We start from the raw sequence: 22,066 nt of genomic DNA on the forward strand, positions 1-22,066 counted from the left end.
CTGCGCTTACCCGCCCTACGTCGATTGCAGACTACATGCTTATTTCGCCTTAAGCGCCAGCGGATTAAGCGTAATATCTTTATAGTAATTCACCCACGAAGAGTATTTCTCCGGCGCAGACCACACGCGGTAGTGAAGTCGTGACAGGGTTACCGGGTCGCTCAACAGAACCAGACGACGGTCGCGGTTCAGTTTTTCCGGCGTCTCGTTCAGCGCCTGCTCAACGTGACGATCGCGAGCAATCTCCAGAACCTGGCTTGCGCGGTGACGTGCGGTTGCCATCGCCGTTGCCAGAGCGTTGAATGACGGGTTGAACACCGCGTGCATAAAGCCATCATCCAGCGAGCGCTCGCGGTTCTGCTGTAAATACCTGTCGGTATCGACCAGCACCTGAGGCGGGGAATACTCTTCCGGGATCAGGAACAGCTTCCAGCGTTTTGTGCGCAGCCCCACCGTTGAACGACTTGAGATGACGGACACAAACGGCGACAGGATAAGCGAGAACACAATCGGCGCCAGCCAGAACAGGAACCGCAGATCCAGCCACGCCATGCCGGCAGCCCACACCAGGCCCAGCAGCAGCTGAGAGCCGTGACGCATGAAGGCTTCACTCCACGGGGTAGAGTCATCATCGCGCTGCGGCGAGTTCCAGACCACTTCCCAGCCCAGGAATGCGCTCACCACAAACACGGTGTGGAACAGCATACGCACCGGTGCCAGCAGCACGGAGAACAGCACTTCCAGCAGCAGAGAAAGCGTTACGCGCCAGAAGCCACCAAACTCTTTCGACCCTTTGCACCAGATCAGGATGATGCTGAGCAGCTTCGGCAGGAACAGCAGCACCATGGTGGACGCAAACAGCGCAATCGCCAGCTCCGGACGCCACTGCGGCCACACCGGGAACAGCTGGCGCGGCTGCAGGAAGTATTGCGGCTCCGTCAGAGCGTGGACAACCTGCAAGGCCGTCGACAGCGCCAGGAACATAAACCACAGCGGTGCGGAAAGATAGGACATCACGCCCGTCAGGAACACCGCACGGTGAACCGGGTGCATCCCTTTTACCAGGAACAGACGGAAGTTCATCAGGTTACCGTGGCACCAGCGGCGGTCACGCTTGAGTTCATCCAGCAGGTTCGGCGGCAGTTCTTCGTATGAGCCCGGCAGGTCGTAGGCGATCCAGACGCCCCACCCTGCACGACGCATCAGTGCGGCTTCCACAAAGTCATGGGATAAAATTGACCCGGCAAACGAGCCTTCACCCGGCAGCGGCGCAAGCGCACAGTGCTCAATAAACGGCTTCACGCGGATAATGGCGTTGTGGCCCCAATAGTGGGATTCACCCAGTTGCCAGAAGTGCAGGCCGGCGGTAAACAGCGGGCCATAAACGCGGGTCGCAAACTGCTGGCAGCGCGCGTACAGCGTGTCCATGCCGGAGGCTTTTGGCGAAGACTGAATGATACCGGCGTTCGGGTTGGCTTCCATCAGGCGGACCAGGCCGCTCAGACAGTCACCGCTCATGACCGAGTCGGCATCCAGCACCACCATGTAACTGTACTGATTACCCCAGCGACGGCAGAAATCATCGATGTTGCCGCTTTTACGCTTCACGCGGCGGCGACGGCGGCGGTAGAAGATTTGCCCTTCGCCCTGCACTTCGGCAATCAGCTCCATCCAGGCTTTTTGCTCGGCAACGCAGATATCCGGGTTATAGCTGTCGCTCAGGATATAGACGTCAAAATGCGCGGCGTTACCGGTAGCCTTAACGGACTCCCAGGTTGCGCGCAGCCCCGCAAATACGCGGTCAACGTCTTCGTTACAGATAGGCATAATCAACGCGGTACGGTGCTCAGGATTGAGGGGTTCATCCCCGACCGTCGACGCAGAAATGCTGTATTTGTCACGCCCCATCAGCAGCTGCAGGAAGCCCATCAGCGCCGTCCAGAAACCGGCGGATACCCAGCAGAACAGCACCGCAAACAGCAGAAGGATGCCGCTCTGAAGAATATACGGCAGCAGCTGCATGAAGGAGACCCAGATATCCTGGCCAAACATGTCTGCCGGGTTGATCAGCGCCCACCCCTGGTACGGCAGAATGGTTTTCATGTACCAGGTTGCAACTACGGTTTGAGCCAGCGTCAGCAGCAGCAGAGTGTAGCGACGGATCGTTCCCACGGTACGCCATTTCTGCTCGGAGGCCTGCTCTTCTTTCGTCAGGCGGGAGAGATAGCGCGGCGTAACGTCACGTCCGCGCAGGCGGTCCCAGAAGCGACCCACCGGGTTGGTGCGCCAGGGATCCGGGAACATGGAGGAGCGCGTCGCTTTAGGCATGGCCTGAAGCTGGGTGCGTCCTTCATCATCTTTGATCAGCTGCCCTTGTGCCAGCGAGTCTGGCCATGCCTGCTCCAGACGCGCCTTTACTGACCCCAGCGGCGTATCATCATCACGCGTAAACTGATGATGTTCACCATCCAGCGCGGTTTGCACCGCGCGGATGTCGCTCTTAGGCAGTGCCGCTTTCTCAATGTCCGTCAGCGGCATGGCATCAATGTATTCAGTTGTATTATTCATTGGCAGGTAGCTGATAGCTCCAGGTTTCACTCAGCGGCTGATCGTCGCTAACCAGCGCAGCGCGCATTTCAGTGGTCTGTTTCGGATCTTTCACTTTCACGCGCAGGGTTAAACGCCACCCTTTGGTTACCGGGTTGTAGCGCACGGCGTTCTCAACGATTTCACCGTTGTCACCGATGCTGGCCTGCGCGGTAACAGCCGTATCCGGGGCCAGTTTTTTCATGTCCTGGCCTGCGAAGTCCACCACAAAGGCGACGGTACCGTCCGGCTGACGGATCAAGTTAGACTGCTTCACGTCACCGGTAGAACGACGCGTCTGCATCACGTACGCATTGTCCGGCGCGTGCAGTTTGTCTTCGTCACGGCTGAAGGTGATAGCGTATTTGAAGTTCATCTCTTTACCGGCTTCCGGAAGCTGGTCCGGCGTCCAGTAGGCGACGATGTTGTCGTTGGTTTCATCGTTGGTCGGGATTTCAACCAGCTCAACCTTACCTTTGCCCCAGTCACCTTTTGGCGTTACCCAGGCGCTTGGGCGCTGGTCATAACGATCGTCAAGATCCTCAAAGCGAGAGAACTGACGGCCGCGCTGCAGCAGACCAAAGCCCTGCGGGTTTTCCATCGCGAAGCTGCTGACGGCCAGATGTTTCGGGTTGTTCAGCGGACGCCAGATCCACTCACCGTTACCGGCATGGATAGAGAGGCCGTTGGAATCATGCAGTTCCGGACGATAGTTGGTTGCCGGAGACGGCTGGTTAGGCCCGAACAGGAACATACTGGTCAGCGGCGCGACGCCGAGCTTGCCCACTTTATCGCGCAAGTAAACTTTAGACTGCACGTCAACGACCGTGTCACGTCCTGGCATAATCACGAAGCGATATGCGCCTGTTGCGCGAGGGGAATCCAGCAGGGCATAAATGGTCAGACGTTTATCGGTTGGTTTTGGACGTTCAATCCAGAACTCACGGAAACGCGGGAATTCTTCACCTGATGGCAGCGCGGTATCAATAGCCAGACCGCGCGCGGAAAGCCCGTACACCTGCCCTGCGCCAATCACGCGGAAATAGCTGGCGCCAAGCATGCTGACGATTTCGTCGTTTTTATCTTTGCTGTTAATAGGGTAAAGCACCTTGAAGCCTGCGAAGCCCAGGTCTTTAACGGTGTCTTTATCGTGCTGCACATCGCCAAAATTGAAATAATCAGGGCTGTACTTAATTTTCCGTACCGCGGTTGCCGTCACTTCGTTGATGGCAACAGGCGTGTCGAAGTACATACCCTGATGATAAAACTCAAGCTTGAACGGGGTTTTAATATTGTTCCAGTACGCTTTGTCGTGATTGAACTGGATCTGCTGATAGTCCGCGTACTTCATGTCACGGAAAACGGAGGGCAGGTTACTTTTCGGCGCTTCGTAGCTCTTTCCAGCCATCGACTTTGCCTGTTTTGCGACGTCATCGATGGTAAAGGACCATGCCGATGAGGTATACAGGGACAACAAGACTGCCGCACCCAACCAACGCATTTTCAACATCTGTGGTTTATGTTTCATAATAAGTAAGCACTTCCCCCTTTGTGTGCTTAATTCGATCCGATCCATTTTAATGGAAACTCAGGCAATCCGACAACATTATCACTGCTTTGTTCAGCTCGCTGGCTCATGGATTAAGCAAATGAAAGAACCCGCTTTTCACTTTGCGTGCTTATCCTGGAGACAGGGTGTCGGTCTTGGTGTAGGGTTGGCTTCGAATGTAACCATTATGCGTCTTAGGGATAAGGCGATTAGTCTGAGAATGTACTGAGTTATATGAGCACAACACCCGTACAACGTGAATATTTCCTCGACTCGATCCGGGCATGGCTGATGCTGTTGGGGATCCCCTTTCACATTTCATTGATTTACTCCAGCCACACCTGGCACGTTAACAGCCTTGAACCCTCCTGGTGGCTTACGCTATTTAATGACTTCATCCACGCCTTTCGTATGCAGGTGTTTTTCGTCATTTCCGGCTATTTCTCTTATATGCTGTTTTTACGCTATCCCATGAAGCGCTGGTGGAAAGTGCGCGTGGAGCGCGTTGGTATCCCAATGCTGACCGCAATCCCGCTGTTGACCCTGCCGCAGTTCATCATGCTGCAGTACGTAAAAGGCAAAGCGGAGGACTGGCCGAATCTGTCGGCGTATGAGAAATACAATACGCTGGTCTGGGAGCTGGTTTCACACCTCTGGTTCCTGCTGGTGCTGGTCGTGCTTACAACGGTCAGCCTGCTGATTTTCAGCCGATTGCGCCGTCATTTGAGTACGGCCTCCGACGCCTTCTTCGCCAACGTTACCCTTGGCAAACTGTCGCTGCTCTTTTTGATCCTGGGGGTTGCCTATGGGGCCATCAGACGCACTCTGTTTATCGTCTACCCTCCGATTCTGAGCGATGGGCTGTTTAATTTCGTGGTGATGCAATCCCTGTTTTACATCCCGTTCTTCCTGATCGGCGCGCTGGCGTTTGTCTATCCCCAGCTAAAATCGCTGTTTACCACCCCATCCCCCTGGTGTGCTGGCGGTGCAGCTCTGGCTTTTGCGGCTTACCTTTTAAACCAGCGCTACGGCAGCGGTGATGGGTGGATGTACGAGACGGAGAGCGTGATAACCATGCTTCTTGGGCTGTGGATGGTAAACGTGGTGTTCGCGTTAGGCCATCGCCTGCTGAACTTTAAATCCAGCCGCGTAACCTACTTCGTTAACGCATCGCTGTTCATTTATCTGGTGCATCACCCGTTGACGCTTTTCTTCGGGGCCTACATCACGCCGCACATTGCCTCCAACACGCTGGGGTTCTTTACCGGGCTGGTGTTCGTGATTGGCATCGCTATCCTGCTCTACGAGATCCACCTGCGGATACCGCTGCTGCGTTTTCTCTTCTCGGGAAAACCCCAAACGAAAGCCTCATAACAAACGCGGCGCACAGTATGCGCCGCGTTGCTTATGTCTCCAGATCCTGACCGCGCTGGGTCAGAAGCCGTTGATAAAGGTGAGCGGTTTCCTCGTCGTAACAGACAAAGGTGACTTTTTCCGGCATCGGCTTAAGGGAGAGATAGTGGTAAACGGTGTTCACGGCAATCGTCGCTGCCGCCGCCTTTGGATAACCGTACACGCCGGTGCTGATGGCCGGGAATGCCATGGTCTTATAGCCATTGTCGGCCGCGAGCCGCAGACAGTTGCGGTAAGCCTCTTCCAGAATGCTCGCCTCATGCCTGTCGCCACCGTGCCACACCGGCCCGACGGCATGGATTACGGCCCTTGCGGGAAGGTCGCCAGCCAGCGTGATCACAGCATGCCCCGGCGGGCACTCCCCCTGCTGCTGGCGCACCACCTTACAGGCTTCAAGAAGCTGGGGCCCGGCAGCCCGATGAATGGCACCGTCAACCCCGCCTCCCCCCATTAATGATGGATTTGCTGCATTGACAATCACATCGACGTGCATCGTCGTGATATCGCCATGAATAACGTCGATTTGCGGTCTCATAAACACCCTCTGCAACCCGCCTTTTTCTTAAGTGTATCGCAGAGGGATGAAGGAGAAAAAACTATCGTGTAAAAGAGGGTTAACGATAATCAACCTGAACAACAGCAAGCGTCTTTTCAGGGTTGAGGTACTTCATGCTGATATTCGTCAGGCTGGGGAAAGCGTTATGGCCATTAAGTGCATCCTCATAACTGACCCTGTGCGTCTGCATACGGTTGTTATCGGGGCATGACACGGACAGCTGCCCCTGTTGAGGCGAAATTTCACAAGGATCGGCCACGATAGCGCCGCGAAAATGGATGACACCCCCATCTACAACGGTTGCAGCAAAAGCCGGGGTGATAAAACCAGAGGCAATCAGGCCTAAACCTGAAATGAGTAGAGCGGTATATTTGGTCACAAGATGCACTCCTCAATAATAAATCATCCTTGAGGGGTAAATGCGCTCCATTATGACAACGCAGTTGCAGGCAACTGAACAGCACGCGTCGTTCAGCACCTGTTAACATCATAGTTACATCCTTCCATTCCCGCCACACGCGCAAATCATTGATTTTATGAATGATTAAAGCGACGACTCAGAAGGCGACCACTGCTGCGATAAATGAAGCGATTTTCCATCAGAGACGGTGACAATAATTTTCACCGTATCCCCTGTGCCTATATTTAAACTCAGCCGCATCAAATCAATCGTCTGATTAGCGGGTATAGAAAGGGTATTTTGCTGTCGCGAAGTGCTTTGACCGCCCTGCCCTTGCCGAACAGACAAAATCTTAACCTGGCAATCACAAGGTTCCGACAGGGTAACCTGAGGAATAATGGTGGTCATATCGCCCTGCTGCGATGTTTTAAACGTAATCTGACTGGAAAGCGCGGCGAGGAGTATTAGCGTATTCATGATGAACTCCCGAAAAAAAACAGGGCATTTGCCCTGTTTTTTTGTAGCACAGATTTGGAATTAGTACTGATGCGCAGTCGCGTTGTTGCCGAAGCCGACCTGGTGAACAGTCACAGTTGACCCGGACGCTGTCTGGTCCACTGCCGCGCCGTTGCCGCCGCCGAACTGTTTTACATTGATTGTGGAGTCTTTGCTGTTCCACTGGTCGATGGTGGCGCTGTTACCGAAGCCTTTCTGCAGCAGATCGATGGTGCTGTCGTCAGAGCCCTGGCCCACGTCAGCGCCGTTGCCGCCACCGTGCTGGGTGATAGTCAGATCAGAGTTTTTTGCACTAGTCTGCAAGGCAACGGCTGAGTTGCCGCCACCGTACTGGTAAATGCTCAGCGTTGAGTTAGGGCCGCTATTACCGCCACCCCAGCCGCCACCGCCGCCGCCAAATTGAGGTACCGCACCTGCGAAAGCACTGCCAGAAACTACGATTGCTGCGATTGCTGCCACTTTGAAAAGTTTCATGGTAAACCCCCATCGGATTGATTAAGTCGCCACAAAGCGCTAGCGTTGAATAACGCGAATAGCCATTTGTGACTGTCTCTGTACTACAACTGCTGTTTTCTGCGTACCATACTGCGTAATATTCGCTCTGTTACCCGACCCTTTCTGGATAATCACAGCGGTATTACCAAAAGCCTCCTGCTTAATACTCGCATCGTTTCCGCTGCCAGCCTGATCGATATAAGCAAGATTGTAAGTCCCTGACTGGTCAACTTTCGCTCTATTGCCTCCACCATCCTGTGAGACAACGGACAGTAATTTCGACCCGCCCTGACGAACGTCAGTATTATTACCCGAGCCCTGCTGTCCAATAATGGCTGCCTGATTATATGAAGACTTGCTTAATTCATTAACCGCAAAGTTATATTCAGAACCTGCTAAATCTGAATTCCCTGCGATTACAAATCCAGGCGCACCCAGTAATGTAAACACCATAAATAACGTTCTGTTTTTCATGTTGTCACCCTGGACCTGGCTATACACGTAAATTAACGTTCTTCTCTGTGTTAACGCGTCTCGTTTTTTGTTAACGTCGCGTTACGGTGAAGAGTATGTCTGCCGAAACAATTTAAATATCTCACCCGCGCGGCTTATTTTTATTAATGGGTTCACCTCAAAGTATTAAATCGGTAAAAAATACGTTGGGATCAGCGTGGGTTAGTAAAGATAAAAAAGTCTGTACCTACAGAGGTTGTACAAGCCGGAAGGGGTTTGTCCAGCCTTGCCCGCGCGGGCGTTACAATCCGCCGGCGTGATTTTTTGAACACCACGTGACACGGAGCGTGTTTTCTTAAGAAGGATCCAACTCATGAGAAAGGGCTTAGTTTTTTTACATGACTCATACCTTTTACCGAACGGTAAAACATTTAATATAGATATCTAATTCAATAACCTATAATAATTTGTATGATTTTTAAAATCTGTGCATCGTTATTACTCTGTACAACTTTTCTATTAAATAAAAACTAATTAACCACCGCAAATACACAATTAAATATCGATTTTTACATCTTGTTACACGATTAACACTTGCTTTAAAGTTCGTAATAGCTAGATTGAAAACAGTAGTAAGTTACTTTGTTTTATTTCCCTCCTCCTCTGGAGGAATGGTTGGATTCTACACACAGCAGTGCCACATCTGTCAGTACTTCTGGTGTCCCTTACCTATTAACAAGGGGCAGCTGCCAGGTGCCATAAATAAAGTGGGGTTTCATCATGTTTAATGAAGTCCATAGTTTACATGGTCATACATTATTGTTGATCACCAAACCTTCTTTACAAGCGACAGCATTATTGCAGCACTTAAAACAATCGCTCTCATTGAACGGAAAATTGCATAACATTCAACGTTCTTTTGATGACATTGTGCCTGGCAGTATCATTCTTCTCGATATGATGGAAGCTGATAAGAAGCTTATCCATTACTGGCAGGATACTTTAAGCAGGAAAAACAATAATATCCGCGTGTTATTATTGAACACCCCTGATGAGTATCCTTTTAGAGATATCGAAAGCTGGCCGCATATCAATGGCGTGTTCTACGTCACTGAAGAAGAAAATCGCGTAGTGGAAGGGCTTCAGGGGATATTGCGAGGGGAATGTTATTTCTCGCAAAAGCTTGCCAGCTACCTCATTACGCACTCCGGTAATTATCGCTATAACAGTTCAGAGTCTGCACTGCTGACGCATCGTGAGAAAGAGATCCTGAACAAGCTGCGCATTGGTGCTTCAAATATTGAAATCGCCCGTTCGTTATTTATCAGCGAAAATACGGTTAAGACTCACCTTTATAATCTTTTCAAGAAGATAGCTGTTAAAAACCGAACTCAGGCAGTTTCATGGGCCAACGATAACCTCAGGCGTTAATCACATGAAGCGCACGTTGAGTTGGATTGCCGCAGCAGGCTTCCTGCTTGCTGCCGGGAACCTCCAAGCTATAGAGGTTGAAGTTCCCGGATTGTTAACCGACCACACGGTCACATCTATCGGACACGATTTCTACCGTGCCTTCAGCGATAAATGGGAAAGTGACTACACCGGTAATATAACAATCAACGAACGGCCCAGTGCACGATGGGGAAGCTGGATAAAAATAACCGCCAACCAGGATGTTATTTACCAGACTTTTTTATTCCCAACGAAAAGAGACTTCGATCAGAACGTCGATTTCGCGCTGGCACAATCAGAAGAGGCTATTAATCGTCTGCAGCTAGATAAAGCGCTATTGAGCACGGGCGATTTAGCAAAAGATGAGTTCTAGCAACGATATTTATTTCGGAGGCTGTAATGCGTCTCGCACACACGGTAATTTCGTTAATGCTCATTGCGCCGCTAAGCTGGGCCGGGAATATGACCTTCCAGTTCCGCAACCCTAACTTTGGCGGCAACCCGAACAACGGGGCATTCATGCTTAACGAAGCCCAGGCACAAAACTCTTACAAAGACCCCAGCTATAAAGACGACTTCGGTATCGAAACCCCGTCAGCGCTGGATAACTTTACGCAGGCCATCCAGTCGCAAATATTAGGTGGCTTATTAACCAATATTAATACCGGTAAACCCGGCCGCATGGTGACGAACGATTTTATCGTTGATATCGCCAATAAAGATGGGCAGCTTCAGCTGAACGTGACAGACCGTAAAACCGGGAAAACATCGACAATCCAGGTTTCGGGTTTGCAGTCTGACTCAACTGATTTTTAAACAACCACGAAATAAGGACAATCATCATGCAGCGCTTTTTGATCATTGTTGCAGTGTGCTTATTGAGCGGTTGTTTAACTGCTCCGCCTAAAGAAGCCGCTAAGCCAACATTAATGCCTCGGGCACAAAGCTATCGCGATTTAACCCATCTGCCGGTACCAACCGGTAAGATATTCGTCTCTGTTTATAACATTCAGGATGAAACCGGGCAGTTTAAACCGTACCCGGCAAGTAACTTCTCCACGGCCGTGCCGCAGAGTGCCACCGCCATGCTGGTTACGGCGCTGAAGGATTCACGCTGGTTTATCCCTCTGGAACGACAAGGGCTACAAAATCTGCTGAATGAACGAAAAATTATTCGCGCCGCGCAGGAAAACGGAACCGTTGGCGTGAATAACCGTATGCCGCTTCAGTCACTCACCGCAGCCAATATCATGGTGGAAGGCTCGATTATCGGCTACGAAAGTAACGTGAAATCAGGGGGAGCTGGAGCACGCTACTTTGGCATCGGGGCAGACACGCAGTATCAACTCGACCAGATTGCCGTCAACCTGCGCGTGGTTAACGTGAGCACGGGTGAGATCTTATCTTCCGTGAACACCAGTAAAACCATCCTCTCTTATGAGGTGCAGGCCGGGGTATTCCGCTTCATTGACTACCAGCGTTTGCTGGAGGGAGAGATCGGGTATACCTCTAACGAGCCGGTGATGCTGTGTCTGATGTCGGCCATTGAAACCGGGGTTATCTTCCTGATTAACGATGGTATCGATCGCGGACTGTGGGATTTGCAGAATAAAAATGAAGTGAAAAATGAGGTTCTGGTGAAATACCGTGAGATGTCGGTTCCTCCGGAATCCTGATCGGAAGCGCGTAAAAAAGGCGAGATCATCATCTCGCCTTTTTTTATTCACTCACCGCGGTGACGTTTTGCGCCCTGCCCCGCCGGGCTGCCAGCCACAGGCCGCTGTTCTTCATGGCATAGCCAAACAGCAGCCCCAGCGCCAGCGACGGCACCACCAGCTTCCAGTCGCCCTGTCCGGCAAAGGTTGCACAGGCGCCGATAAAGGTTCCGGGAACGAACGACAGCAGCAGATGCTTCGCCTGCACACACATCAGGAAAGCCACAATCCCGGTCATGACATAGCCGAGGATCTCCAGATGCGGCGCCAGCGCGCTGCCTTTCATAATCACCAGCGCCCAGATAACACCGCTCATCATGGTGCAGCCAGAGATAAACAACCCTTTTACGCCACCCTGCGGGCAGGCAAAATAGGCCGTGCAGCCGAGGAACCCGGCCCAGCTCAGCAATCCGAGAGACACCGCCACCCATCCCCAGAGTCCTGAGAGAATGCCCGTTGTAAGTGCAATGCAAAGTAAGATGTTCATGGTGCGCATCTTAGCAGATGCGCACCAGAGAAATGCGATCGGAAGCACATTACGTGCAAGTTGAAATGTATGCTTGCAGAAATTTTGTGATTTACATCACTCTTCGTTCTCTTCTTCCAGCTCGTCCCACATCGCGGCAATCGCGTCTCGCGTCAGCGGCGCCAGCGTTCTCCAGAATGGTGAGGTTGCGTGGGCTTCGACTTTGCCAAGGAACGTCCCGACCCACGGCAACAAATAGGTTTCGAACAGGGTTTGGATGGCTTCGTTTTCATCATCGCCCGCGTTATCTTCAATCCACGACGCCGCCAGCAGCAGCGTACCGATGTGATCGGCCGGGGTGTCGGTCAGCGGCATACCGCGCTCTGAGAGAAACGCGCGCACTTCCGCTTCCGTTGTCCCTTCCTGCCACGCTGAGCGATACGGTGAGACGCGGCACTCGTCGCCCACAAAAAGCGCGTTGTAATCCGTGGAGATCTGCTGCATATCACAGCTTTTCTGCAACCGTTCCAGCAGTTCATCCTGTTCCAGCGGCCAGTTCTGCGCCAGCTTTCCTTCTCGGATCAGGGTAAAAAGCGGAACCAGCAGCGGGTCCTGCGGCTGGCGATAGTAAAGCGTACCCAGCACGCGGCAGAGGATGGAGAACTCATTCATTTTTTTATTCCATTACACAATTAAAGATCGGCAAATTCGTCAATCGGCGCCATGCCGCGCGACTCGAGGAAATCGAGCATCCGGCGCGGCGTCACGTTCAGGATCCGCTCTTCCGGGAAATCCACGTCGTTAAGCACCTTCAGGCACTCGCTGAAATCACCCAGCGTAAACGCGGTATGTGAATCAGAACCGAGCGCCACCATTCCACCCGCATCACGCACGGCGGCAGCGACTTCGCGACAGTTGGCTTCACTGCCCTTTCGCGAATGCACGAAGGAAGAATTATTTATTTCCAGCGCCACGCGGTGTTTCGCCGCCGCCCGAGCGACAGCCTGAATATCAATCGGATACTTAGGATTACCCGGATGGCTAATAATATGCACATTGCCGCTGGCAATGGTGGCAATCATCGCCGCCGTGTTGGTTTCTTTATCCTGCGGCGCGAAGACCGGTTCGTGGAAACCGGCGAGGATCAGGTCTAACGAGGTCAGCATCGGACCGGTGCAGTCGATTTCACCGTCGGTATTTTTGATGTTCGCTTCGATGCCCCGAAGTATCCCGACGCCGTCCACAAGGCGTGGCCAGATACGCATGTTCACAAAATGCCAGTAGTGCGGCGCATCCGCCATATCCGGGCCATGATCGGTAATCGCAAACAGCGTGATGCCTTTACGCTTTGCCTGGGCGATATAATCATGGAGGTTACTGTACGCGTGGGTACTGGCGACGGTGTGCATATGCAGGTCAACGGGATACATCTTTTTCTCCTCTGCGTTTTTTCCAAAGGATAGCAGTTATCGGCATCGAATATTAGCAAAAACCCGGCAATCGCCGGGTTTCTCTCAGTAGCCTCGCTGTCTGTTGACCTGCCCGGTGACCGCGTTACCCTTTTCCATCTCGCTGATAGTATTAGAGATGTAGGCTACCGCCTCTGCCGGACGCGTCACGGCGGCCACGTGCGGCGTCATCGCCACGCGCGGGTGTGCCCACAGCGGGCTTTCCGCTGGCAGCGGCTCGCGGCTATACACATCCAGCATCGCGCCTTTTAGCTTTCCGCTGTCGAGGGCCTTCAGCAAATCACCCTCTACCAGATGCACGCCGCGCGCGAGATTCATTAAATAGCTCCCGTCGGCCAGCTGATTCAGGAGCGTAGTGTTAATGATGCCCACCGTTTCTGCCGTGTTTGGCAACAGGTTAATCAGCACGCGGGTGCCTTTCAGGAATGCCGGGAGTTCATCGGTTCCGGCAAAACTCTCGACGCCGGGGTAGTCCTTGCGGCTGCGGCTCCAGCAGCGCAGCGGGAATCCCCACGGCGCAAGCGCTTCAGCCACTTTTGAGCCCAGCACGCCCGCACCGAGAATGCCAATAGTAAACTCGTCGCGCTGATAGTCCGGAAGCGGCTCCCAGCGGGATTGCTGTTTAAAGGCCTGATAATCATCAAAGCGGCGGAACCAGTGCAGCACCTGGCTCACGGCGTATTCCTGCATCTGCTGGCCCATTCCCGTATCTTCAAGGCGGAACAGCGGGATCTCTTCAGGCAACATTTCAGGGTGGGCTTTCAGTTTACTCAGAATTGAATCAACGCCCGCCCCCAGGGCGAAAACCGCTTTCAGCCTGCGCCCCTGAAGCATTTCAACCGGCGGATGCCAGACCAGCGCATAGTCTGCATGTTCGTTATCGCCGCGCTTCCACTCGCGTACGCGTGCGCCGGGCAGCGCTGCCGAAAGCGCGTCAATCCAGTAAGCGGTATCAAACGTAGGGTGATAGAAGATAATATCCATAGTCATTCCTGCCTTTTATTGCGCCGTTTTGTTTTCATTTTCAAGTGGATTGCCAGCATAACAAATTTATTGGGAAACCGCGTTGCTGATAAAAGAGGCGCTTTGTGCACATTTAGGAATCAGGTTGCCTGAAGTTTGTCTAAACGCGCTAAATTACTGAAAAAGTGAGTTGACGGCGGTTCGGGTTTTCCTTACATTAGCGCCCGTCCCGGCAACAACGGGATGACAATATGGTGAGGTGTCCGAGTGGCTGAAGGAGCACGCCTGGAAAGTGTGTATACGGCAACGTATCGGGGGTTCGAATCCCCCCCTCACCGCCATATTTGAAGAAGAGCCCGCATGAAAATGCGGGCTTTTTTTTCGCATATTGCATTTATGCAGGGTGGGATTCGAACTTTGAGACTTCCTGCGCTCTTTATGTCGGGTGGCGCTGCGCTTACCCGACCTACAAAGAATTATTCTTCTACCATCCGCGCATACTCTTCGATAAGAAAATCAACCAGCGTCCTGACCGACGGCAGAAGACCGCGCCGCGAAGGATAAACCGCGTGAATCACTTCCCGTCGGGGTTCCCACGCGTCCAGCACCCGTACCAGTTCCCCTGACGCAAGCTGATCCTTCACCATCAAAATCGGCAACTGCACAACGCCTACGCCCGCTATCGCCGCTTCCCGCAGTGCCAGCATGTCGGTGGTAATAAAGCGCGGTGCGTAGTGGATCTCCGCTTTCGCCCCCTCTGGACCACTGAGTTCCCATTTATGCACCTGCTTCCCGGCCCCCATGCTCAAACCGGGCCATTCACTGAGTTCAGAAGGCATGCGAGGTTTACCCATACGTTCAACTAGCTGCGGCCCCGCCACCAGGCAGTGTCCCCTGTCAGCCAGCACTCTTAACACCAGATCGCTGTCGTCAAAGGGCCGCGGGCGCACGCGGATCGCCACATCAACCCCTTCACCGACCAAATCAACGCGTCGGTTAGTGGCCTCAAGCTGAAGGTTAATCCCCGGGTAGCGCGCCATAAACCTCGCCAGCATCGGCCCCACGTGAACGTGCAGCAGCGTCACCGGGCAGGTGATCCTCACGATGCCGCGCGGCTCGGCCTGCAGTGCCGCCACGGCCTCCTCCGCGGCTTCCGCTTCCACCAGCATCGCTTTACAGTGCTGATAGAACGTCTGCCCCACCTCCGTCACCGTGAACTGCCTCGTGGTCCGGTGTATTAACCGCACGCCAAGCCGCTCTTCCAGCTGTGCAATACGTCGGCTCAGCTTGGACTTGGGCTGATCGAGCGCCCTCCCCGCCGCCGCAAAGCCACCGTGCTCGACCACCTTCACAAACCACACGAAGTCATTGAGATCCTGCATAAACCCTCATCGTTCCATATTCAGAACAGTGAATGTCATTTTCACTGTCTACCGGAATATTAACCCTGAATATAAGCTAATTACATCAACAGAACATCAGGAGTTAATCATGAAAAACGTAACAGGTGTTTATACCGCCCCCCGCCAGCACTGGGTCGGAGACGGCTTCCCGGTGCGTTCGATGTTTTCTTATCAGACACAAGGCGAATCCCTCAGCCCTTTCCTGCTGCTGGACTACGCGGGCCCGCACGCCTTCCCGACGGACGGTGCGAAACGCGGCGTCGGGCAACATCCGCATCGCGGTTTTGAAACGGTCACCATCGTCTACGCCGGCGAGGTGGAGCATCGTGACTCAACGGGCAAAGGCGGCGTGATTGGCCCCGGCGACGTGCAGTGGATGACGGCTGGCGCGGGCATTCTTCACGAAGAGTTCCACTCCCGCGCGTTCTCCGAGAAAGGGGGCGAGCTGAAAATGATGCAGCTGTGGGTCAACCTGCCCGCCAAAGACAAAATGGCCGCACCCGGCTACCAGAGCATTACAAAAGGGGACATCCCGACGGTAGCACTGCCGGACAACGGAGGAACGCTGCGGGTTATTGCGGGTCGCTACGACGACGCAACCGGCCCTGCTCACACCTTCTCGCCGCTGAACGTCTGGGACATGACGCTGAACCAGGGAAGCCATCTCACGCTCAATCAGCCCGACGGCTGGAGCACGGCGCTGGTTGTGCTGGAAGGCAACATCACGGTGAACGGGACGGCTAAGGCGGGAGAAGCACAGATGGTCGTGCTGAGCCAGGCAGGCAGCAAACTGCATCTGGAGGCCAGCAGCGATGCCAAAGTGCTGCTGATGGCCGGCGAGCCGCTGAATGAACCCATCGTGGGCTATGGCCCATTTGTGATGAACAGTAAAAGCGAAATCAACGAAGCCATTCGTGATTTCAACTCCGGCCGCTTCGGCCAGATCTGAGCATAGTAAAGGAGAAGAAGATGTCTACACCTGCGAATTTTAACGGCGCGCGTCCGGTCATTGATGTAAACGATGCGGTGATGCTGCTTATTGACCACCAGAGCGGGCTGTTCCAGACCGTCGGTGATATGCCAATGCCGGAACTGCGGGCTCGCGCTGCGGCGCTGGCCAAAATCGCTACCCTGGCAAAGATCCCGGTGATTACCACCGCGTCCGTTCCGCAAGGGCCAAACGGACCGCTGATCCCCGAGATCCACGCGAATGCGCCCCACGCGCAGTATGTTGCCCGTAAAGGCGAAATCAACGCCTGGGATAATCCGGAATTCGTTGCGGCGGTTAAGGCTACCGGACGGAAAACGCTGATTATTGCAGGCACTATCACCAGCGTTTGCATGGCGTTTCCCTCGATTAGTGCGGTAGCTGATGGCTACAAAGTGTTTGCAGTAATCGATGCCTCCGGCACCTACAGCAAAATGGCGCAGGAGGTCACCCTGGCACGCGTGGTGCAGGCCGGCGTGGTACCGATGGACACCGCGGCCGTCGCCTCTGAAATTCAGCGGACATGGAACCGTGAGGACGCGGCTGAGTGGGCTGAGGTGTACACCCACATCTTCCCTGCTTATCAGCTGCTGATCGAAAGCTACGGCAAAGCGCAGGAGGTGGTAAAAAACAGCGAAGCGCTCGATTCACAGCGTTAATCATGCATTGTGCGGCATTAGCTGATTAAGGCTTAACCGAACAGGCACGAATGCTGAAAATCTGCTTGACCGTTTTAGCGCAACTCCCTATAGTAGCGCCCCGTTGCCCCCCAAGCGGTCAGGCAGCAAAAAAAACGGTGAGGTGTCCGAGTGGCTGAAGGAGCACGCCTGGAAAGTGTGTATACGGCAACGTATCGAGGGTTCGAACCCCTCTCTCACCGCCACATTATAAAGAAGAGCTCGCATGAAAATGCGGGCTTTTTTTTTGCTATATGCCACTCGATGTGGCCTGAGCCCCTCACCCCAACCCTCTCCCCAAGGGAGAGGGAATAAAATGCACAAAAAACAAAGCCCGGTTTCCCGGGCCTTGGACGCAACATCACATTTAGTAGTACGCTTGCAGCGTGCGCTGGCAGAGCGCCGAACGCACGCAGTCGTCTTTGGTGAAGCGGACTACCCCAATCATCTCATCTTCCTCAAAACGTGACATCGCGTCGCTCAACCCGGATTTGACGCCGGACGGCAGGTCACACTGGGTAATATCGCCGTTAACGATAACCGTCACGTTCTCCCCGAGGCGCGTTAAAAACATCTTCATTTGCGCAGCGGTCACGTTCTGAGCCTCGTCAAGAATGACGACCGCATTTTCAAATGTACGTCCGCGCATATAGGCGAACGGCGCGATTTCCACCTTGCCAATCTCTGGCCGCAGGCAGTACTGCATAAAGGATGCACCCAGTCGCTTCACCAGCACGTCATAGACGGGCCGGAAGTACGGGGCAAACTTCTCCGAAATGTCTCCGGGCAAGAAGCCGAGATCTTCATCAGCTTGCAGTACCGGACGGGTGACGATAATTCTCTCCACGTCCTTATGGATCAGCGCCTCTGCTGCTTTAGCTGCGCTGATCCAGGTTTTCCCGCAGCCGGCTTCACCGGTCGCAAAGATTAGCTGTTTACTCTCGATAGCATTCAGGTAGTGCGCCTGAGCTTCATTGCGGGCCACAATTGGAGATGCATCACGGCTGTCCCGCGCCATGCCAATTGATTCAACGCCACTCATCTGCACAAGCGAGGTGACCGATTCTTCTTCACGCTGTTTATGGCTGCGTGAATCCCGTCTCAGCACACGTTTTGCTTCGCGACGAGCTTTGATCACTGCTTTTTGTCTTCCCATGGATAGCACCTTGAGTTGTTGGTATTCATCACACGCGCCGGCTTCGGCACGATTATGCGCACGAACATCAGAGGGTTGGCTTCCTTGTAAGCCATTGCTTGCTTTTCCGGATGACGATACAGAACAGCTACGCGCACCGTTTTGCACGTCGGTAGAATGCGATTCTTGAGGAGAGGGGGTGGATTTTGTGGTGAGGAAATCGCTGCCGGAGTCAGAGCCTCCGCGCCGGGTGCTGCGGTTGTTATGTTTACCATGTCCAGTACAGGACGCAACCATTCGCGATCTCCATAGTGATTCAGCATCACTGCCGGGTACTACCGCTGTCTTATCTTAAGTACATCAGGAGTTATCATAAATGCAACATTTATTTTACCTGAATGCAACTTTTAAGACTGCACCTGCAGTGGATTCAGTCTTCTATAGAAATATTACAGAAATATAACAACAAGATAGTCATATGAAAAAATAATGTCCCCGCGACCTCTCGCAGGGACAATTATCAGGCCTCAATAAGACCTTGAGCGAGGTACGCGTTGTGTTCGCGCACGCCCGGCAGGGCAAAGAAATAGCCGCCGCCGATGGGCTTAATATACTCTTCCAGCGCCTCACCGTTTAAGCGTTTCTGCACGGTCAGAAAACCCTTCTCCAGATCGTGCTGATAGCAAACAAACAGCAGCCCCATATCCAGCTGGCCCGAGTTAGTCACGCCCAGCGAGTAGCTGTAGCCCCGGCGCATCATCAGGCTCGACTGCGTCTCTTTGGTACGCGGGTTTGCGAGACGGATATGGCTATCCAGCGCGATGGTGTCGCCATCGGGATCGCGCGCGTAGTCAGGCTCATCGTGCTCGTGCAGCATGCCGAGCGGCGCCCCGCTCTGCTTGTCGCGACCAAATATGGTCTGCTGCTCTTTGAGCGGCGTGCGGTCCCAGAACTCCACGTGGAACTGAATAATGCGTATTGCCTGGTAGCTGCCGCCGACGGCCCATGTCGGCTCGCCCTGATTGGCCGTTACCCACACCACGTCTTTCATCAGCGCCGCGTCGCTGCTGTCCGGGTTAGCCGTGCCGTCCTTAAAGCCCAGCAGGTTAACGGGCGTCTCCTTCCCTTTGCTGCGGGCAGCGTGGTCAGAGATGAACCCTTCCCGCTTCCAGCGCACGCTCAGCAGATCCGGCGTGTGCTTAATGATATCGCGCAGCGCGTGGATCACCGTGTCCTGGGTATTGGCGCAAATTTGCAGGAGCAGGTCGCCGTGACACAGCGTCGCGTCCAGGGAATCATTCGGAAAACGCGTCATTTTCTGCAGCGCCTTTGGCTTCTGTTTTTCCAGACCGTAGCGTGCGTCAAACAACGACTCACCGAGCGACACGGTAATGGTCAGGTTATCCGGGGCGATAAACGCCCCGAGAATACCGGAGTCCATCGGCGGCAGGCGCGGGTTCGGGGTTTCCGGCGCCGGACCGCCTGCGGTCAGAAACGCGATGCGCTTCGTCAGCAGGCGGAACAGGCGCTCGAGATCGGCTTTATCACTCGCCAGCGAATCAAAGGCCACCAGCATCATGGAGGCCTGCTGCGGCGTCAGGATGCCCGACTGGTGCTCCCCATAAAACGGCTGCGTCTCCATGCGGGCATCCGGCGACAGCGTGCCGGGGGCGCTCTGCGGTTTTGCCGCATGCGCTACCGGGCAACCTCCCGCAAGGGCAAGTGCGCCCCCCAGCGCTCCTACCCCTTTTAACAGCCGACGTCGCGAAGGCTCCGCCACGTCGTATTCGTCATGCTTGTTCATCGTGCTTAGTCCAGACCCAGAACGCCGCGCAGCTGAGCCAGATCTTCCGCCAGCGTGGTAATCGGGCCTTTCAGCGCGTTACGGTCAGCGTCGGTCAGTTTGTCGTAGGTTTCATATCCGTCTTTGGTACGGTACTTCGCCAGAATGGTGTCGACTTTCTTGAAGTTGGCATCCACTTTGGCCAGCAGCTCGCCGTTCTCTTTCTGCAGCTGAGGGCGCAGCAGGTCGACAATTTTCTGCGCGCCGTCAACGTTCGCCTGGAAGTCCCACAGGTCGGTGTGGCTGTAACGGTCTTCTTCACCGCTGATTTTGCTCGCGGCCACTTCTTCAATCAGGCCGGCCGCACCGCCCACCACTTTTGACGGCGGGAAGGCCAATTCGCTGATGCGCTTTTGCAGGTCCAGCACGTCGGCGTTCAGCTGCTCAGCGTATTTCTCCATCCCTTTGGTGGAGTTGTCGCCAAACAGGGCTTTTTCCAGACGGTGGAAACCGGTGAATTTCGGATCGGCGGCCTTCTGCTCGTAGTCATCTTCACGGGCATCAATGCTGCCGTCCAGGTCAGAGAACAGCTCGGCAATCGGCTCAATACGCTCGTAGTGCTGACGGGTTGGCGCGTACAGGGATTTCGCTTTTTCGATATCCCCCGCTTTCACCGCATCGGTGAAGGCTTTGGTACCCGCCACCAGGTCTGCCGTCTCTTTCGTGACGTAGGCTTTATAGGCGGTGATGGCCTCGCCCAGGCTCAGCAGCGCTTCACCCTTCGCGGCATCCTTCGTGGCTTCGCCCTTAACGATCAGCTTGCCTTTTGGGTTGGTCAGCAGGCCGCAGGTCATGTCATATTCACCGGGCTGCAGGTTGGCCGTCATCTTCTGGCTGAAGCCAGGGGCGATGTTTTCACGCTCTTCCACCACCATCACGCCTTTCAGAATTTCCCACTCCAGCGCCTTTTGACTGTGGTTCTGAATGATAAACTGGGTTTTACCGCTGTTAACCGTAATGGTCATCGGCTCACACTGTTTATCATTGACGGTGACTTTCACCTGCGGGATATCCGCAGCCTGCGCGGCAAAAGCAGACGCAATCAGCGCTGCCACGCCAGCCTGTAACGCACTACGACGAAATTGAATTGCCATGAGCCTTCCCTTTTAAAAGTATGTTGTAACTACACTGAACGCTTCAGGGCGCAGTACGCGACGGCTGAGCGCTGGGGCGCGATGGCATAAAGAACAGCACCAGCGCCGGAATAAGATAAATAAAGTACATCGCCACTTCGCTGACGCTCGGCGTTTCCTGATAGCCGAAGATGCCTTCGAGCAGGGTACCGGTCAGTGAGTGGGTGGAGAGAACGTTGCTGAGGTCAAAGGCTACGTCCTGGAAGTGGTTCCACAGGCCCGCCTCGTGGAAGGCGCGGATTGCGCCCGCCGCCAGCCCTGCCGCCACCAGCAGAATAAACAGGCTGGTCCACCTGAAGAACGCGCCCAGGTTAAGACGAATGCCGCCCCAGTAGAGAAGGAAGCCTAGCACCACGGCGGTTGCCAGCCCGAGCATCGCGCCCACCGGCGGCCAGATGCCCACGTCCTGCTGGAACGCGGCCAGCAGGAAGAAGACCGACTCCAGCCCCTCGCGCGCCACGGCGAAAAAGACCATCAGGATCAGCGCCCAGCCGTGGTTGTTGCCTTTTTGCAGAGCGTTATCGACAGCCTGCTCCAGCTGCACCTTCACGTTGCGGGAGACTTTACGCATCCAGAACACCATCCAGGTCAGGATCACTACCGCAATCACAGCAACAATGCCTTCAAACAGCTCTTGTTCTTTCTGCGGGAATTCCCCGGTGGTTTCATTGATAAGAATGCCTAAGCCCAGACAGAGCGCCGCGGCGAGGAAAACCCCGACCCACATCACGCCTATCCAGCGTCCACGCTGGGTTCGCTTCAGATAGCTGGCAATAAGGCTGACAATCAGGGCCGCTTCAAGGCCTTCACGTAACATAATGAGAAATGGAACAAACATGCCGACACCTTAAATG

23 protein-coding genes and 2 tRNA genes are annotated in these 22,066 nt (G+C 54.1%); 9 read left to right on the forward strand and 16 right to left on the reverse strand.

Annotation, left to right across the window (positions count from 1 at the left end; genetic code table 11):
- Positions 1-39: 39 nt before the first annotated feature.
- A complete protein-coding gene (gene mdoH / locus D5067_RS14295; protein WP_119934709.1) occupies positions 40-2,568 on the reverse strand; it encodes a glucans biosynthesis glucosyltransferase MdoH in 2,529 nt (842 codons plus the stop codon).
- A complete protein-coding gene (gene mdoG / locus D5067_RS14300; RefSeq protein WP_133302816.1) occupies positions 2,561-4,096 on the reverse strand; it encodes a glucans biosynthesis protein MdoG in 1,536 nt (511 codons plus the stop codon). The genes mdoH and mdoG overlap by 8 nt, the downstream gene beginning before the upstream one ends.
- Positions 4,097-4,369: 273 nt before the next feature.
- Here mdoG and mdoC point away from each other — a divergent pair, with 273 nt between their 5' ends.
- A complete protein-coding gene (gene mdoC, locus D5067_RS14305; RefSeq protein ID WP_119934712.1) occupies positions 4,370-5,509 on the forward strand; it encodes a glucans biosynthesis protein MdoC in 1,140 nt (379 codons plus the stop codon).
- 31 nt (positions 5,510-5,540) lie between these two features.
- On the opposite strand, the gene ymdB is transcribed toward mdoC, so the two are convergent.
- The 5 genes from ymdB to csgB form a co-directional block, all read right to left on the reverse strand.
- Positions 5,541-6,083, reverse strand: coding sequence for an O-acetyl-ADP-ribose deacetylase (ymdB, locus tag D5067_RS14310; protein WP_119934713.1), 543 nt, complete (start codon positions 6,081-6,083; stop codon positions 5,541-5,543).
- A 79-nt stretch (positions 6,084-6,162) separates the two neighbouring features.
- Positions 6,163-6,483, reverse strand: a complete 321-nt coding sequence (locus D5067_RS14315) for a YmdA family protein (protein ID WP_119934714.1) — start codon at positions 6,481-6,483, stop codon at positions 6,163-6,165.
- 165 nt (positions 6,484-6,648) lie between these two features.
- On the reverse strand, positions 6,649-6,981 hold the full coding sequence (gene csgC, locus D5067_RS14320) for a curli assembly chaperone CsgC (protein WP_119934715.1): 333 nt from the start codon (positions 6,979-6,981) through the stop codon (positions 6,649-6,651).
- Positions 6,982-7,041: 60 nt separating this feature from the next.
- Positions 7,042-7,494, reverse strand: a complete 453-nt coding sequence (gene csgA, locus D5067_RS14325; RefSeq protein ID WP_119934716.1) for a curli major subunit CsgA — start codon at positions 7,492-7,494, stop codon at positions 7,042-7,044.
- A gap of 39 nt (positions 7,495-7,533) precedes the next feature.
- Positions 7,534-7,989 (reverse strand): curli minor subunit CsgB, encoded by a 456-nt coding sequence (gene csgB, locus D5067_RS14330; protein ID WP_119934717.1) that lies wholly within the window; start codon positions 7,987-7,989, stop codon positions 7,534-7,536.
- Between the two features lie 759 nt (positions 7,990-8,748).
- On the opposite strand from csgB, the gene csgD reads away from it, so the two are divergent.
- The 4 genes from csgD to csgG are packed head-to-tail and all read left to right on the forward strand — an operon-like array spanning position 8,749 to position 11,096.
- Positions 8,749-9,399, forward strand: a complete 651-nt coding sequence (csgD, locus tag D5067_RS14335; protein ID WP_119934718.1) for a biofilm master transcriptional regulator CsgD — start codon at positions 8,749-8,751, stop codon at positions 9,397-9,399.
- A gap of 4 nt (positions 9,400-9,403) precedes the next feature.
- Positions 9,404-9,793 carry a curli production assembly/transport protein CsgE gene (gene csgE, locus D5067_RS14340; RefSeq protein ID WP_119934719.1) on the forward strand — a complete coding sequence of 130 codons (390 nt, stop codon included), beginning with the start codon at positions 9,404-9,406 and terminating at the stop codon, positions 9,791-9,793.
- A gap of 26 nt (positions 9,794-9,819) precedes the next feature.
- On the forward strand, positions 9,820-10,236 hold the full coding sequence (gene csgF / locus D5067_RS14345; RefSeq protein WP_119934720.1) for a curli production assembly/transport protein CsgF: 417 nt from the start codon (positions 9,820-9,822) through the stop codon (positions 10,234-10,236).
- Between the two features lie 26 nt (positions 10,237-10,262).
- Positions 10,263-11,096, forward strand: a complete 834-nt coding sequence (gene csgG, locus D5067_RS14350) for a curli production assembly/transport protein CsgG (RefSeq protein WP_119934721.1) — start codon at positions 10,263-10,265, stop codon at positions 11,094-11,096.
- 43 nt (positions 11,097-11,139) lie between these two features.
- On the opposite strand, the gene D5067_RS14355 is transcribed toward csgG, so the two are convergent.
- From D5067_RS14355 to ghrA, 4 genes are all read right to left on the reverse strand, one after another.
- Positions 11,140-11,622: a DUF1097 domain-containing protein gene (locus D5067_RS14355; RefSeq protein WP_125914067.1), complete on the reverse strand. Its 483-nt coding sequence runs from the start codon at positions 11,620-11,622 to the stop codon at positions 11,140-11,142.
- Positions 11,623-11,718: 96 nt separating this feature from the next.
- Complete coding sequence (locus D5067_RS14360; RefSeq protein ID WP_119934723.1) at positions 11,719-12,273, reverse strand: TorD/DmsD family molecular chaperone; 555 nt, start codon at positions 12,271-12,273, stop codon at positions 11,719-11,721.
- 20 nt (positions 12,274-12,293) lie between these two features.
- The gene (locus tag D5067_RS14365; protein ID WP_119934724.1) at positions 12,294-13,031 is read right to left on the reverse strand and encodes a phosphatase; all 738 of its coding nucleotides are present in this window, start codon (positions 13,029-13,031) and stop codon (positions 12,294-12,296) included.
- Between the two features lie 84 nt (positions 13,032-13,115).
- The gene (gene ghrA / locus D5067_RS14370) at positions 13,116-14,054 is read right to left on the reverse strand and encodes a glyoxylate/hydroxypyruvate reductase GhrA (protein ID WP_119934725.1); all 939 of its coding nucleotides are present in this window, start codon (positions 14,052-14,054) and stop codon (positions 13,116-13,118) included.
- A gap of 232 nt (positions 14,055-14,286) precedes the next feature.
- Here ghrA and D5067_RS14375 point away from each other — a divergent pair.
- Positions 14,287-14,374, forward strand: a tRNA-Ser gene (locus D5067_RS14375).
- 135 nt (positions 14,375-14,509) lie between these two features.
- Here the strand turns inward: D5067_RS14375 and D5067_RS14380 are convergent.
- On the reverse strand, positions 14,510-15,415 hold the full coding sequence (locus D5067_RS14380; protein WP_119934726.1) for a LysR family transcriptional regulator: 906 nt from the start codon (positions 15,413-15,415) through the stop codon (positions 14,510-14,512).
- Positions 15,416-15,524: 109 nt separating this feature from the next.
- Here D5067_RS14380 and D5067_RS14385 point away from each other — a divergent pair, with 109 nt between their 5' ends.
- From D5067_RS14385 to D5067_RS14395, 3 genes are all read left to right on the forward strand, one after another.
- Positions 15,525-16,385: a pirin family protein gene (locus tag D5067_RS14385; protein WP_119934727.1), complete on the forward strand. Its 861-nt coding sequence runs from the start codon at positions 15,525-15,527 to the stop codon at positions 16,383-16,385.
- Positions 16,386-16,405: 20 nt separating this feature from the next.
- Positions 16,406-17,083 carry an isochorismatase family protein gene (locus D5067_RS14390; protein WP_119934728.1) on the forward strand — a complete coding sequence of 226 codons (678 nt, stop codon included), beginning with the start codon at positions 16,406-16,408 and terminating at the stop codon, positions 17,081-17,083.
- Positions 17,084-17,219: 136 nt separating this feature from the next.
- A tRNA-Ser gene (locus tag D5067_RS14395) sits at positions 17,220-17,307 on the forward strand.
- Positions 17,308-17,468: 161 nt separating this feature from the next.
- Here D5067_RS14395 and phoH read toward each other — a convergent pair.
- The 4 genes from phoH to efeU form a co-directional block, all read right to left on the reverse strand.
- Positions 17,469-18,257 (reverse strand): phosphate starvation-inducible protein PhoH, encoded by a 789-nt coding sequence (gene phoH, locus D5067_RS14400; RefSeq protein ID WP_047052678.1) that lies wholly within the window; start codon positions 18,255-18,257, stop codon positions 17,469-17,471.
- Positions 18,258-18,756: 499 nt separating this feature from the next.
- Entirely contained in the window at positions 18,757-20,040 is a 1,284-nt protein-coding gene (efeB, locus tag D5067_RS14405; RefSeq protein WP_119934730.1) for an iron uptake transporter deferrochelatase/peroxidase subunit, read from the reverse strand.
- Positions 20,041-20,045: 5 nt separating this feature from the next.
- Positions 20,046-21,173 carry an iron uptake system protein EfeO gene (efeO, locus tag D5067_RS14410; protein WP_119934731.1) on the reverse strand — a complete coding sequence of 376 codons (1,128 nt, stop codon included), beginning with the start codon at positions 21,171-21,173 and terminating at the stop codon, positions 20,046-20,048.
- A 43-nt stretch (positions 21,174-21,216) separates the two neighbouring features.
- On the reverse strand, positions 21,217-22,050 hold the full coding sequence (efeU, locus tag D5067_RS14415; RefSeq protein WP_119934732.1) for an iron uptake transporter permease EfeU: 834 nt from the start codon (positions 22,048-22,050) through the stop codon (positions 21,217-21,219).
- Positions 22,051-22,066: the final 16 nt, after the last annotated feature.

The organism is Enterobacter huaxiensis (assembly GCF_003594935.2).
GTDB classification, from domain to species: Bacteria; Pseudomonadota; Gammaproteobacteria; order Enterobacterales; family Enterobacteriaceae; genus Enterobacter; species Enterobacter huaxiensis.

What these genes read in the sequence shown, in the direction of transcription:
- mdoC (WP_119934712.1), top strand. Translation starts at nt 4,370, where the DNA reads ATGAGCACAACACCCGTACAACGTGAATATTTCCTCGACTCGATCCGG.
- efeB (WP_119934730.1), bottom strand. Translation starts at nt 20,040, where the DNA reads ATGAACAAGCATGACGAATACGACGTGGCGGAGCCTTCGCGACGTCGG.
- phoH (WP_047052678.1), bottom strand. Translation starts at nt 18,257, where the DNA reads ATGGGAAGACAAAAAGCAGTGATCAAAGCTCGTCGCGAAGCAAAACGT.
- csgG (WP_119934721.1), top strand. Translation starts at nt 10,263, where the DNA reads ATGCAGCGCTTTTTGATCATTGTTGCAGTGTGCTTATTGAGCGGTTGT.
- D5067_RS14355 (WP_125914067.1), bottom strand. Translation starts at nt 11,622, where the DNA reads ATGAACATCTTACTTTGCATTGCACTTACAACGGGCATTCTCTCAGGA.
- D5067_RS14360 (WP_119934723.1), bottom strand. Translation starts at nt 12,273, where the DNA reads ATGAATGAGTTCTCCATCCTCTGCCGCGTGCTGGGTACGCTTTACTAT.
- mdoG (WP_133302816.1), bottom strand. Translation starts at nt 4,096, where the DNA reads ATGTTGAAAATGCGTTGGTTGGGTGCGGCAGTCTTGTTGTCCCTGTAT.
- mdoH (WP_119934709.1), bottom strand. Translation starts at nt 2,568, where the DNA reads ATGAATAATACAACTGAATACATTGATGCCATGCCGCTGACGGACATT.
- efeO (WP_119934731.1), bottom strand. Translation starts at nt 21,173, where the DNA reads ATGGCAATTCAATTTCGTCGTAGTGCGTTACAGGCTGGCGTGGCAGCG.
- D5067_RS14390 (WP_119934728.1), top strand. Translation starts at nt 16,406, where the DNA reads ATGTCTACACCTGCGAATTTTAACGGCGCGCGTCCGGTCATTGATGTA.
- D5067_RS14385 (WP_119934727.1), top strand. Translation starts at nt 15,525, where the DNA reads ATGAAAAACGTAACAGGTGTTTATACCGCCCCCCGCCAGCACTGGGTC.
- D5067_RS14365 (WP_119934724.1), bottom strand. Translation starts at nt 13,031, where the DNA reads ATGTATCCCGTTGACCTGCATATGCACACCGTCGCCAGTACCCACGCG.
- csgC (WP_119934715.1), bottom strand. Translation starts at nt 6,981, where the DNA reads ATGAATACGCTAATACTCCTCGCCGCGCTTTCCAGTCAGATTACGTTT.
- D5067_RS14380 (WP_119934726.1), bottom strand. Translation starts at nt 15,415, where the DNA reads ATGCAGGATCTCAATGACTTCGTGTGGTTTGTGAAGGTGGTCGAGCAC.
- csgD (WP_119934718.1), top strand. Translation starts at nt 8,749, where the DNA reads ATGTTTAATGAAGTCCATAGTTTACATGGTCATACATTATTGTTGATC.
- csgE (WP_119934719.1), top strand. Translation starts at nt 9,404, where the DNA reads ATGAAGCGCACGTTGAGTTGGATTGCCGCAGCAGGCTTCCTGCTTGCT.
- csgA (WP_119934716.1), bottom strand. Translation starts at nt 7,494, where the DNA reads ATGAAACTTTTCAAAGTGGCAGCAATCGCAGCAATCGTAGTTTCTGGC.
- ghrA (WP_119934725.1), bottom strand. Translation starts at nt 14,054, where the DNA reads ATGGATATTATCTTCTATCACCCTACGTTTGATACCGCTTACTGGATT.
- efeU (WP_119934732.1), bottom strand. Translation starts at nt 22,050, where the DNA reads ATGTTTGTTCCATTTCTCATTATGTTACGTGAAGGCCTTGAAGCGGCC.
- ymdB (WP_119934713.1), bottom strand. Translation starts at nt 6,083, where the DNA reads ATGAGACCGCAAATCGACGTTATTCATGGCGATATCACGACGATGCAC.
- csgB (WP_119934717.1), bottom strand. Translation starts at nt 7,989, where the DNA reads ATGAAAAACAGAACGTTATTTATGGTGTTTACATTACTGGGTGCGCCT.
- csgF (WP_119934720.1), top strand. Translation starts at nt 9,820, where the DNA reads ATGCGTCTCGCACACACGGTAATTTCGTTAATGCTCATTGCGCCGCTA.